Genomic DNA, 10,505 nt, shown 5'->3' on the forward strand with positions numbered 1-10,505 from the left:
GTCGCCCGGTCATCATCACCGGGCATTCCCTCGGCGGCGCAATGGCCGCCATCTTGCATGGGATGGACGAGTTCCAGAACTATACCCGCCCCATTTTTTCGCAGAGCTGCTACACGTTCGGTATGCCACGTTACGGAAACAGCCTGACCACGTCGATGCTGCCCTACCCCTACCATACCTATGCCCTAAAGGATCCCGCCCCGCGGCTGCCGCCGGAACTCATGGGATACCGGACCTCGCCCTCACACGAATACTGTCTCGAAGCCGGCCTCGTCCCCGGCAATGCTCCTCAGCGCCCCTCGATATTCTTGACGCGGCTCAGCGAGCACCGTATCGAAACATACATTCCTCGAATTTCACGCCTGATCCCTTGACCATCGCGGCGACGCAGCCGATGCGTCGTCCGCCCTGGCTGGCGCACAATTCCACCTGACTGATTGCCTTCATGCTAATGTTGCCGCTCTCAGTGCATTCAGGAGCAATAATGCTTTCCCTGCATCTTCGTGCTACGTCCTCACCGCCTGCCCGACGTCGCCGCCGCGCCTGAAAGTGCTCTTGACCGCGCGCCCTTACCCTCGCCGCCGTTGCAGTGAGCGGGAAATAGGCGCCCGCGCCGGCCTTCAGCAATATCATTCGACGCGATATATGCCGCCGGGTAGCGGCCTTCCACCCTAAACCATGCGTTGCCTACCGGGCTGCTTCATAGAGGGGCACGACCGCCGCCTGCATCGCCGTCAGTTCGGCGATGCGGCTGTCGTGTGCGGGATGGGTGGACAGGAACTCCGGTGGGCGCGCGCCCGTGCTGGCGGCAGCCATCTTTTGCCATACGCTGACTGCGGCGGCCGGGTTGAATCCGGCCCGCGCCGCCAGTTCCAGGCCGATCTTGTCGGCCTCGGTTTCATTTTTGCGGGAATTCGGGAGCGTCAGCAGCACGTCGGCCACCTGCCCTGCCATCTTTGCCTGCGCCTCTGACGTCTGCAGCGCGCCAAACACCACTGACCCAAGCAGGTTCTGCGCCATCGCCTGCGAAACGCGTTCGCGGCCATGCTCGCGCAGCGCGTGCGCCACTTCATGCCCGATCACCATCGCCAGTTCATCGTCGGTCAGATGGAGGGTGCGCATGATGCCGGTGTAGACGGTAATCTTGCCGCCGGGCGCGCAGCTGGCGTTCAGTTCCGGCGAATCGATCAGCGCCAGTTCCCACTTCCACTGTGCCGCGTCGGGGCGGAATACCGGCGCCTGCTGCTGCAGGCGCGCGGCGATATTGCGTACGCGTTCGTATTCAGGCCCCTGGGTGACGAGCTTACCCGCCGCCCTCGCCTTGTCGTTCTGTTCGTTGAAACTTACCCGCGCCATCTGCTCGACCTGCTCGGCCGGGACAATCAGCAATTGCCTGCGGTCGACGTCGACCGCGCCAGGACTCGTGGTCGAGGCGCAAGCCGCTAGCGCGGCAGCCATACATGCGAGCCCCCCCCTGCCCGATCAGGGTAAGTTTCATACGGCGGCCGGCTCAGTGCAGCACGGAAGTGACCGCGTAGCCTTTTTCGGTCAGCTGTTCGGTCAGCTGGGCGATGGCGTATTCCGGGATCTGATTGGCGGAATCATCCACCTCGACCGCCCTTGCTTCGACCACCCAGTCGGTATTGGTTGCCTCCTCGGGGATGTTGCGGGTTTCCGGGACTGCGAGGTAGGAGAATTTGCCGTCCTGTTCGGGCCGGCGGTAGATGTCCAAGCGCATGATCGATTCCTTATCCAAAAAACGGGCAGCCCGCGCCATCGGATGAGCGCGGGATCCGTTTCCTTACTTTGGAGAAGGACGGCCGTTCTGTCTGTTAGTTCGCCCACATTGACGGGTTATCGGCCCGGCGCACTACCAAGTATGCGCGCAGGCAACATCACGATGGCGCGCAGCAGTTCGAACATGGCGTCGAAGGTGATGCCGATCAGCCGGAACGGCAAGGTGACCAGCCAGGCGAGCGGCCACAGCACCAGGGCCAGCAGGGCCAGCGGCCAGCACAGGAACAGCACAAGCAACCACACCATGAAACTGAGCATCACGTACTCCGCATCGAGAAAGGACAGTGTGCTTACTGTACGGACAGCGGACGTCCGCCGCAAACGGCATGCGACCAGCTGCATTCCGGCCGGACAAGGGCCGCGAAACGGGGATAAACGGTAGCGGCTTACTGGCCGAGGCAGATGATCTTGGTGGCGTATTCGCGCGAGTTGGGCTTCTTGCTCAGGGCCCAGTCGATGGCTTCCTGAGCTTCGGCCACCGTCATGACCGTGGCTTTTTCCTTGTTTTTGATAAAGGAAACGCCTTCGAACTTGCCTTCCTTGCTGCGCATGACCTTGGCGAACACGGGCGGCTTGCCTTCCTCGGTGATCTTGTTCTGCTGGACGAGGTAGCGCTGGTCTTTGTTTTCCATGGTGAGATTCGATGTCGGTGAGCCAAACCCGCATTTTACGGGCTGGCGGCCTTCATGGACAGGAAAACCACCCGGCGCGGACGCCGGGCGCAGGCGGGGCTCAGGCGTGGCGGGTGTTGTTCGGCAAAACCTTGGGAACCATGTCCTCGGCCAGCGAAACGCGGATCGACGCTTCCAGCGACGGGATCGATCCGCCGGCGCGGTAGGCGAAGCCAAGCTGGATGACGTCGCCGGCCTTCACTTCCAGCGGCGTCGCAACGGGCAGGCTCATGTAGTGATTCAGCCAGTCGATGGTGCGGCCTTCTTCCTGCACGATGGCCAGGATGTTCTTGGTGATGAAGCGCAGGCCATTGACGGTGCCGCTGCGTTCGGCCACGCACTCCCCTTCCCACGCGATGGTGGTGTCGGTCGGCTGGCTGAAGTCGAGCAGGCTGTACACGGCCGGCGCGGCAAGCTCGACCACGCCCGGATGGATCACGTGGGTCTGGTGGAACTGGACAATCGGTGAGTGGAAACCTTCGAAATCGTATTCCAGCTGCATTGGCTGCACCGCCATCAGTACCGCTTCAGGCAGGAACACCGGCAGTGGGCCGCCGAAACGTTCCAGATAGCGTTGCTTGAACGATTCGATCACCTGGACCTGTTTCTCGCGCAGCATACCGACATGGATCATTTCGCAGATGACAACGTCAATCGGCTCGGGCGGCAGGTAGTCGAAGGCATCCGCGTGGATTACCTCGACCTTGTTGCCGTTCGGGTTCAGCGCCATGTTCTTGCGCGCTTCCCGAACCATGTCCGGGTTGTACTCGACGCAATAGACCTTGGACGCGGCGGCTGCCGCGAACCACGACAGCACACCGGTGCCGCCGCCCAGCTCCAGCACTTTCGCGCCGGGCTTGACCGCGTAATGGATCGCCGACTTGAAACCGTGCATGCGGTTCTGGTCCATCAGCATGTTGTGATGGTAGTGGACAGGGATGAACTGACCAAGGTAAGAGCTCTCGATTTCGCTTTCGTTCCGCATGGGTGTCCCCGCCTTATTTGATGTAATAGGGCAATTATCGACAACATCGGGATGCGGCGGTGCAGCGAGGTAGACAGTCTTTCCATGCCAGTTCCGCGATTGCGCAGCCTGGGCGGCTGCGTGGGGCCATGCTTAGCGGGCCGGGGAACGGTCGCACAGGATGGCGACGATGAGCGGCTTGTCGGCGCGCGCGGCGATTTGCATGGCGGTCAGGCCTTCGCCGCTCTTGAGGGAAGCATTCGCGCCGGCCTCGAGCAGGAGCGAGACGGCCGAGTCCTGACCCTCTCGAGCCGCCAGCATCAGCGGCGTCAGGTCGCCGGGAGCGAGGGCATCGAGCGCGGCGCCGCGTTTGAGCAGGATCCGGGCGATGTCGTCCGCACCGCCGGCGGCCGCGTAATGCAGCGGCGACCATCCGGCGCGGTTGACTTTCGCGCCCTTGGCGAGCAGTGCCAGCACCGCTTCCTTGTTGCGCTTGTATGCCGCCATCATCAGCGCGGTATTGCCGTTTGGCGCGGCAAGTTCAAGCTGCGTGCGAGGATCGGCCAGCAAGGCCTTGAAAACATTCATGGAATCTTCGCGCATGGCGATGATCAGCGCGGTTTCCCCGCTGCGCGGATCGCGCACGTTCGGATCGATTCCGCTGGCGATCGCCTTCTTCACCGCGCGTTCGCTGTCGACCTGGACGGCGGTGAAGAAGCCGATGACGTCGTCCGCCATCGCTGTGCCCACGGCGCCGAACGACAGCGCGACGGCCAGCACCACTTGCAAGGGGAATCGCATGTTTGCCATGAGGTCCTTAACGTACCAGCTTGAAAAGATTGAAGAAATTTTCGGTGGTCTGTTCGGCAACCTGGCTGAGGGGAACGTCCTTCAGTGTGGCGAGGTACTCGGCGACATGGCAGACGAAGCCCGGCTCGTTCATCTTGCCGCGATGCGGCACCGGCGCCAGGTAGGGCGAATCGGTTTCGATCAGGATGCGCTCGAGCGGCACCGCGCGGGCGACCGCCTGCAGGTCCTTGGCGCTCTTGAAGGTCACGATGCCGGAGAACGAGACGTAGAAGCCCATCTCGAGCGCGGCCAGTGCCACTTCCAGCGATTCGGTAAAGCAGTGCATGACGCCGCCGACGCCGCCGTCTCCCGTGCCCGCACCCTCTTCGCGCATGATGCGGATGGTGTCCTCGCTGGCCGCCCTTGTGTGAATAATCAAGGGCTTGCGCGTGATTCTTGAAGCTCTTATGTGAGTCCGGAAGCGCTCGCGCTGCCACTCCAGGTCGCCTTCGAGGCGGTAGTAATCCAGCCCGGTTTCACCGATGGCGATAATCTTCGGGTTGTCGGCCAGTTCGACCAGCTGTTCGACGGTCGGTTCGGGCGTGTCTTCGTAATCCGGGTGGACGCCGACGGACGCGTAAATATGGGGATATTGCTCGGCCAGGGCCAGCACTTGGGGGAAGTCGGGCAGGTCCACCGACACGCACAAGGCATGCGTGACACGGTTTTCCGCCATCTTCGCGAGGATTTCGGGCATCCGGGAGGCAAGCTCCGGGAAATTGATATGGCAATGGGAATCGATGTACATTCCGACATTGTACGCGATGCACCTACGTGCCCGTGGGGGCCATCGATTGCTTACGTCACCCGTTTGCCGAGAATGATCAGGTCGCGCTCAACCCCATCCAGATTCGCGACACGCGGCAAGTTCGCCCACGTCTCGAAGCCGAACTTCTTGAACAGGCCCAGGCTGGGCGCATTGTGCCCAAAAATAAACCCCAGCAGGGTATGCACCGCAATTTCCGGCGCGTAAGCGATCGCCTGCTCCAGGCAATAGCGTCCCAATCCCCTGCCCCGCCAGGCCTCGGCGATATAAATCGACACTTCCGCCGTCCCCGAATACGCCGGACGACCGTAGAAATTCGAATACGACATCCACCCAATCACCGCCGGGTCGGCCGACTTGTCGTCCGCATCGTGAATCACCCACAGCGGCCTGCGCGCCGGATCATGCTCCTCGAACCACTGCTGGCGCGACTGCACCGATACCGGCTCGGTATCCGCGGTCACTTCCCGCGAGGCGATGGTGGAATTGTAAATATCAACGATGGAAGGCAGGTCTTCGGGGCGTGCAAGCCGGTGTACGAATGAGGGCATAAAACGGGAAAAGCGAATCAGAGGGTGTGGGTGGCGCGCGAAGACCGCAGCGCGGCGCCGAGGATTTCTTCAATGCGCAGCTTGGCGCGCTGGCCGGCTTCGTCGTCGGGGAAATGCACGCCGATGCCCTGGGCCTTGTTGTTATTGGCCCCGGCCGGGGTGATCCACGCGACCTTGCCGGCGATCGGATACTTGTTCGGATCGTCCATCAGCGCCAGGATCAGGTAAATCTCGTCGCCGATCTTGTACGGCTTGGCGGTCGGGACGAACATGCCGCCGTTTTTCAGGAAAGGCATGTACGCAGCGTACAGCGCTGCTTTTTCCTTAATCGCAAGCGACAGCACCGACGGCCGCGGAACTTGCGGAACGCTCGTATCGGTAGGGGTACTTGTCATTCAAATCCTTTCAAGCACAACATGCAGTGTAATCAAGCAGCATGTCCTCGACAAAAAGTTTTGCCGACAGCGGATGGTCGGCGATTGCGCGCCGCTCATTCGTGCCCTTGATTGCGCGCATCAGGTTCGCAGTGTGCACCTTGCCCGCCAGCACTGCAAGTTCCTTCTCGTAACGAGGATAGTACCTGATCTTGCCCGACAGTTTGTACGAAAGCACGTCGTACAGCCAACGCTGTTGCCATGAAACCAATGACGGTAGCGCCGCCTTGCTCAGTTTCTCGGCGGCCTTGAGCGCGCCGTCGATGCCGGGACGGGCCAGAACCTGCAGCAGCGCATCCATGTCCTCGCGGTTGCCCGACTCGGACTGTGCCAGCGCAGCAAGTGGTGCGCCACCCTGCTCGCGCAGCCAGCTGTCGGCATCGGGCAGACCCTGTTCCTTCAGCCAGGCCAGCGCGGCTGCGTGGTCCGGCATGGGCAGCGCGAACTTGCGGCAGCGCGACAGGATGGTCGGTAGCAGGCGGTCGAGACTATTGGACGACAGCAGGAACACGGTGCCCGGCGGCGGTTCTTCCAAGGTCTTGAGCAAGGCGTTCGAGGCCGGCGTATTAAGCGCCTCGGCCGGATACACGACCACCACGCGCAAGCCTTGGCGATGGGTCGAGATGTTCATGAAGTCCGACAGCGCGCGGATCTGCTCGATCTTGATTTCCTTGGACGGCGCCTTGGTCGACTTCGACTTCCTGGTGTCAAGCTCCGCGCCGTCTTCGCCTTCGGCCGGCGGTTCGTCTTCCAGCGCCTCGGGACGCACGCGGCGGTAGTCCGGGTGATTGTGCTGCTCGAACCAGCCGCACGAAACGCAGGCGCCACAGGCAGAGCCGTCCGGCCGCACGTTTTCGCACAGCAGCGACTGGGCGAAGGCCTCGATGAAATCGGCCTTGCCGGTGCCCTCGGCGCCGTAGAACAGGATGGCGTGCGGCATGCGCGCGCGCAGCTGCTGCAGCTGTTCCCAGGCTGGCACGTGCCACGGATAGATCGGTTTAGTCATTAGGCAATTAGTTTTTCGAGCACGTGCGTCAGCTGGGCGCGCGTTTCGTCGATGGTGCGGGTTGAATCGACCACCACGATGCGGTGCGGGAATTGCGCGGCGCGGCGCAGGTATTCGTTGCGGCAGGCGGAAAAGAAGTCGGCCTGCTCCTGTTCGAACTTGTCCAGCGTGCGGGTGGCGTCGAGGCGTTTGCGGGCCACTTCCAGCGGCACGTCGAACAGCAGGGTCAGGTCGGGCTGCAGGTGCGGGTGCACCCAGTTCTCCAGCGTCTCCAGTTTGGCGCGGTCGAGGCCGCGGCCGCCGCCCTGGTAGGCGAAGCTGGCGTCAGTAAAGCGGTCGGACAGCACCCAGTCGCCGCGCGCCATGGCCGGCTCAATCACCTGGGCGATATGCTCGCGGCGGCTGGCGAACATCAGCAGGGCTTCGGTTTCGAGGTCCATTTTTTCGTGCAGCAGCATTTCGCGCAGCTTTTCGCCGACGCCGGTGCCGCCCGGCTCGCGCGACGAGACGACCGACTTGCCAGCCGTCTTCAGAAAGTCGGCCACGAAACCGATGTGCGTCGATTTGCCCGCTCCGTCGATGCCTTCGAAGCTGATGAATTTGCCTCGCACTGCTGTACCTTGAGTCATGAAACGCGAAGCCTATCGCTGATATTTGTTTACTGCCCGATTGTGGTCGGTCAGGTTGCCGGAAAACTGGCTGGTGCCGTCGCCGCGCGACACGAAGTAAAGCGCGTCGGAATCGGCAGGGCCGAGGGCCGCAGCCAGCGAGCGCACGCCCGGCAGCGCGATCGGCGTCGGCGGCAAGCCGGTCCGCGTATACGTATTGTACGGCGTATCGGTTTCCAGGTCCTTCTTGCGGATATTGCCGTCAAACTTGTATCCGATGCCATAAATAACAGTCGGGTCGGTCTGCAGCATCATGCCCTTTTTCAGGCGGTTGACGAACACGGCGGCGATCATCGGGCGCTCGGATTCCTTGCCGGTTTCCTTTTCCACGATGGACGCCATGATCAGCGCCTGGTAAGGCGAGGTGTACGGCAGGTTGGGCGCACGCTTCTCCCAGGCCGCGTTCAGCTTGGTCAGCAGCATGGTGTGCGCCTGCTTGTAGATCTGCAGGTCGCTGGCGCCCTTGGCGAACAGGTAGGTATCCGGGAAAAACAGGCCTTCGGGCGACTTGAACTCGGACGACACCTTGGCCATCAGCTCGTCGTCGCTCATCTGCACGGTGTCGTGCTTCAGGCCCTGGTTGGCCGCGACTGCCGCGCGCATCTGGCGGAAGGTCCAGCCTTCGATAATCGTCAGCGACTCCTGCGCGAACTCGCCGCGCACCATCTGGTCGAGCAGGCCGCGCGGCGTGGTGTCCGGCTTCAGCTCGTATGTACCGGCCTTGATGCGCGAGGCCTTTTGCGTCAGGCGCGCCAGCATCGACAGCATGGTTGGATTGACCGGCACGCCGGCGGCGGCGATCTGCTGGCTGGCCGATGCCACGCCGCTGCCCGGCAGCACGGTAAAGGCGATGGCTTCATCGCCCGTGGTGATCGGTTTGCCTGCCCAATACGCAAAGCCCGCTGCGGCAGCGGCTGTGACGAGGATCGCCGCGACTGCTATCTTTCTTATGAACGCCATACCCGATCCCTTGGTTTTGCGCGGCTTCCGGCGCGAATTTCTCGACATCTTTATAATGAGCCCGTAATGATAAAGCTTTAATCGGCAAACAAATGAACAATATGAATATGTTGAATGACCATATCGCCGCGCCGGAGACCGCGCCTGTACTTACGGCCGATGAACTCGCCACCGGCTTCGTCGCCGAGGCCGCCGGCCTGGAGATCATCGCCGTCACCGGCGACGACGCCGCCGCCTTCCTGCACAGCCAGCTGACCAACGACGTCGCCCACCTCGGCGTGTCGGAAGCGCGCCTGGCCGGCTACTGCTCGCCAAAGGGCCGCCTGATGGCGACCTTCCTCATGTGGCGCAACGCCGACTCCGTTTTCCTGCAGCTTCCAGCCGAACTGCGTGCTGCACTGCAAAAGCGCTTGTCGATGTTTGTTCTGCGCGCAAAAGCGAGATTATCCGATGTGTCTGGCGATACTGCAAATCAAGTAATGCTTGGACTGGGTGGAACCTGCGCCCACGCCGCGCTCCAGCAGGTGCTGGGTACGCTGCCGGAGGCGCCCTACACCCGCATCGACCACCCCCTCGGCACCGTGATCCGCCTGGGCGACGCGTTCGGCGCGCCCCGCTATCAGTGGCTTTGCTCGCAGGAGACCGCCGCCGACGTGCTGCCGCGCCTGCGCGAAACGCTGGCGTATGGCGGCGCCGATGCATGGCGCCTGGCCGAAATCCACGCCGGCATTCCGCAGATACTGTCGGCCACGCAAGAGCAGTTCGTGCCGCAGATGGTGAATTACGAGCTGATCGGCGGCGTCAACTTCAAGAAGGGCTGCTATCCCGGGCAGGAAATTGTCGCGCGCAGCCAATATCTTGGCAAGCTGAAGCGCCGCACCGCGCTGGCCAGCATCGATGCCGCCGGCGTCGCGCCCGGCGCCGAAGTTTTCGACGTGGCCGATCCCGACCAGCCCTGCGGCATGGTGGTCAATGCTGCGCCGAACGGCAAGGGCGGCGTCGATGCGCTCGTTGAAATGAAGCTGGCTTCGCTGGAACAGGGTGACATCCGCCTGGGTTCGGCTGCCGGCGTGCCGTTGCGATTCCAGCCGATGCCTTATGCGCTGGACGCGCTCGACCTGTAAGGACGCCATGTTCGATCTCTATGTCTATTACAAGGTGCGCGACGAAAACGCCGACGCGCTTGAAATGTACCTGCGCATCATGCAGGCCGAAGTAGGCGCCGCCACCGGCGTCTATGGCGAAATCCGCCACCGTCCCGAAAGCAAGGATGGCCTGCGCACCTGGATGGAAATCTATCCGGGCGCCGGCGAAGGCTTCGAAGCGGCGCTCAAGGCAGCCGTCCAGGAAGCGGGCATCCTGCCGCTGATCGAGGACGCCCGCCATGCCGAAGTATTTGTGGAACCCGAGCCATGTGCCTGATCGTCTTCGCCTGGCAGGTTATCCCGGGAATTCCGCTGATCGCGGCGGCCAACCGCGACGAGTTCTACGACCGCCCCGCCACCGCTGCCGACGCATGGCCCGAGCATCCGCACGTGATCGCGGGCCGCGATTTGCAGGCCGGCGGGACGTGGATGGGCATTGCGCAGGACGGTCCGAACGGGCCGCGCTTCGCCGCCATCACCAACATCCGCGGACCGAACGAACGGCGCCCCGATGCGCCGTCGCGCGGTGCGCTGGTGGCCGACTACCTGGCGGGCGACCTGTCGGCAGCCGATTACATCGCCGCCATCGCGCCCGATACCGGCGCGTACAACGGGTTCAACCTGGTGCTGGGCGACCGCACCGGCCTGTACTGGCTCTCGAACCGGGGCTTTGATGACGAACGCAACGGCAAGC

At 62.7% G+C, this 10,505-nt stretch carries 16 protein-coding genes; 4 read left to right on the forward strand and 12 right to left on the reverse strand.

The genetic code is table 11. The features are described 5' to 3' along the window. Nucleotides 1-374, forward strand: a 374-nt coding sequence (locus D3872_RS21760; RefSeq protein WP_147373959.1) for a lipase family protein, incomplete at its 5' end; no start/stop codon positions are given. A 313-nt stretch (nucleotides 375-687) separates the two neighbouring features. Here D3872_RS21760 and D3872_RS21765 read toward each other — a convergent pair. From D3872_RS21765 to mltG, 12 genes are all read right to left on the reverse strand, one after another. Beyond that, entirely contained in the window at nucleotides 688-1,458 is a 771-nt protein-coding gene (locus D3872_RS21765; protein WP_119812755.1) for a M48 family metallopeptidase, read from the reverse strand. Nucleotides 1,459-1,510: 52 nt separating this feature from the next. Beyond that, nucleotides 1,511-1,738, reverse strand: a complete 228-nt coding sequence (locus D3872_RS21770; protein WP_119812765.1) for a DUF6139 family protein — start codon at nucleotides 1,736-1,738, stop codon at nucleotides 1,511-1,513. A gap of 116 nt (nucleotides 1,739-1,854) precedes the next feature. After that, nucleotides 1,855-2,055 (reverse strand): hypothetical protein, encoded by a 201-nt coding sequence (locus D3872_RS21775; protein WP_119812756.1) that lies wholly within the window; start codon nucleotides 2,053-2,055, stop codon nucleotides 1,855-1,857. A 128-nt stretch (nucleotides 2,056-2,183) separates the two neighbouring features. Beyond that, nucleotides 2,184-2,429 (reverse strand): hypothetical protein, encoded by a 246-nt coding sequence (locus tag D3872_RS21780; protein WP_119812757.1) that lies wholly within the window; start codon nucleotides 2,427-2,429, stop codon nucleotides 2,184-2,186. A 100-nt stretch (nucleotides 2,430-2,529) separates the two neighbouring features. Beyond that, a complete protein-coding gene (locus tag D3872_RS21785) occupies nucleotides 2,530-3,453 on the reverse strand; it encodes a class I SAM-dependent methyltransferase (protein WP_119812758.1) in 924 nt (307 codons plus the stop codon). Nucleotides 3,454-3,585: 132 nt separating this feature from the next. Continuing rightward, the gene (locus D3872_RS21790) at nucleotides 3,586-4,242 is read right to left on the reverse strand and encodes an ankyrin repeat domain-containing protein (protein ID WP_229459466.1); all 657 of its coding nucleotides are present in this window, start codon (nucleotides 4,240-4,242) and stop codon (nucleotides 3,586-3,588) included. 7 nt (nucleotides 4,243-4,249) lie between these two features. Further along, nucleotides 4,250-5,029 (reverse strand): TatD family hydrolase, encoded by a 780-nt coding sequence (locus tag D3872_RS21795; protein WP_119812759.1) that lies wholly within the window; start codon nucleotides 5,027-5,029, stop codon nucleotides 4,250-4,252. A 50-nt stretch (nucleotides 5,030-5,079) separates the two neighbouring features. Continuing rightward, a complete protein-coding gene (locus tag D3872_RS21800; RefSeq protein ID WP_119812760.1) occupies nucleotides 5,080-5,598 on the reverse strand; it encodes a GNAT family N-acetyltransferase in 519 nt (172 codons plus the stop codon). Nucleotides 5,599-5,615: 17 nt separating this feature from the next. After that, nucleotides 5,616-5,993 carry a PilZ domain-containing protein gene (locus tag D3872_RS21805; protein WP_119812761.1) on the reverse strand — a complete coding sequence of 126 codons (378 nt, stop codon included), beginning with the start codon at nucleotides 5,991-5,993 and terminating at the stop codon, nucleotides 5,616-5,618. Between the two features lie 10 nt (nucleotides 5,994-6,003). Further along, nucleotides 6,004-7,038 carry a DNA polymerase III subunit delta' gene (locus D3872_RS21810; protein WP_119812762.1) on the reverse strand — a complete coding sequence of 345 codons (1,035 nt, stop codon included), beginning with the start codon at nucleotides 7,036-7,038 and terminating at the stop codon, nucleotides 6,004-6,006. Next, on the reverse strand, nucleotides 7,038-7,667 hold the full coding sequence (tmk, locus tag D3872_RS21815; RefSeq protein ID WP_119812763.1) for a dTMP kinase: 630 nt from the start codon (nucleotides 7,665-7,667) through the stop codon (nucleotides 7,038-7,040). Before tmk ends, D3872_RS21810 begins: the two co-directional genes overlap by 1 nt. 12 nt (nucleotides 7,668-7,679) lie before the next feature. Beyond that, the gene (mltG, locus tag D3872_RS21820) at nucleotides 7,680-8,666 is read right to left on the reverse strand and encodes an endolytic transglycosylase MltG (protein WP_119812764.1); all 987 of its coding nucleotides are present in this window, start codon (nucleotides 8,664-8,666) and stop codon (nucleotides 7,680-7,682) included. Between the two features lie 101 nt (nucleotides 8,667-8,767). Here mltG and ygfZ point away from each other — a divergent pair, with 101 nt between their 5' ends. From ygfZ to D3872_RS21835, 3 genes are all read left to right on the forward strand, one after another. Beyond that, nucleotides 8,768-9,790, forward strand: a complete 1,023-nt coding sequence (gene ygfZ / locus D3872_RS21825; protein ID WP_119812767.1) for a CAF17-like 4Fe-4S cluster assembly/insertion protein YgfZ — start codon at nucleotides 8,768-8,770, stop codon at nucleotides 9,788-9,790. A 7-nt stretch (nucleotides 9,791-9,797) separates the two neighbouring features. Further along, a complete protein-coding gene (locus D3872_RS21830) occupies nucleotides 9,798-10,088 on the forward strand; it encodes a DUF4936 family protein (protein ID WP_119812768.1) in 291 nt (96 codons plus the stop codon). Then, on the forward strand, nucleotides 10,079-10,505 hold a 427-nt coding region (locus D3872_RS21835), incomplete at its 3' end, for an NRDE family protein (protein WP_147373960.1). The genes D3872_RS21830 and D3872_RS21835, both read left to right, overlap by 10 nt.

The organism is Massilia cavernae (assembly GCF_003590855.1).
GTDB classification, from domain to species: Bacteria; Pseudomonadota; Gammaproteobacteria; order Burkholderiales; family Burkholderiaceae_D; genus Telluria_A; species Telluria_A cavernae.

Excerpts from the sequence above, each read along its gene's own strand:
- D3872_RS21785 (WP_119812758.1), bottom strand. The coding sequence starts at position 3,453 with ATGCGGAACGAAAGCGAAATCGAGAGCTCTTACCTTGGTCAGTTCATC.
- D3872_RS21770 (WP_119812765.1), bottom strand. The coding sequence starts at position 1,738 with ATGCGCTTGGACATCTACCGCCGGCCCGAACAGGACGGCAAATTCTCC.
- ygfZ (WP_119812767.1), top strand. The coding sequence starts at position 8,768 with ATGAATATGTTGAATGACCATATCGCCGCGCCGGAGACCGCGCCTGTA.
- D3872_RS21780 (WP_119812757.1), bottom strand. The coding sequence starts at position 2,429 with ATGGAAAACAAAGACCAGCGCTACCTCGTCCAGCAGAACAAGATCACC.
- D3872_RS21805 (WP_119812761.1), bottom strand. The coding sequence starts at position 5,993 with ATGACAAGTACCCCTACCGATACGAGCGTTCCGCAAGTTCCGCGGCCG.
- D3872_RS21775 (WP_119812756.1), bottom strand. The coding sequence starts at position 2,055 with ATGCTCAGTTTCATGGTGTGGTTGCTTGTGCTGTTCCTGTGCTGGCCG.
- tmk (WP_119812763.1), bottom strand. The coding sequence starts at position 7,667 with ATGACTCAAGGTACAGCAGTGCGAGGCAAATTCATCAGCTTCGAAGGC.
- D3872_RS21790 (WP_229459466.1), bottom strand. The coding sequence starts at position 4,242 with ATGGCAAACATGCGATTCCCCTTGCAAGTGGTGCTGGCCGTCGCGCTG.
- D3872_RS21830 (WP_119812768.1), top strand. The coding sequence starts at position 9,798 with ATGTTCGATCTCTATGTCTATTACAAGGTGCGCGACGAAAACGCCGAC.
- D3872_RS21810 (WP_119812762.1), bottom strand. The coding sequence starts at position 7,038 with ATGACTAAACCGATCTATCCGTGGCACGTGCCAGCCTGGGAACAGCTG.
- mltG (WP_119812764.1), bottom strand. The coding sequence starts at position 8,666 with ATGGCGTTCATAAGAAAGATAGCAGTCGCGGCGATCCTCGTCACAGCC.
- D3872_RS21800 (WP_119812760.1), bottom strand. The coding sequence starts at position 5,598 with ATGCCCTCATTCGTACACCGGCTTGCACGCCCCGAAGACCTGCCTTCC.
- D3872_RS21795 (WP_119812759.1), bottom strand. The coding sequence starts at position 5,029 with ATGTACATCGATTCCCATTGCCATATCAATTTCCCGGAGCTTGCCTCC.
- D3872_RS21765 (WP_119812755.1), bottom strand. The coding sequence starts at position 1,458 with ATGGCTGCCGCGCTAGCGGCTTGCGCCTCGACCACGAGTCCTGGCGCG.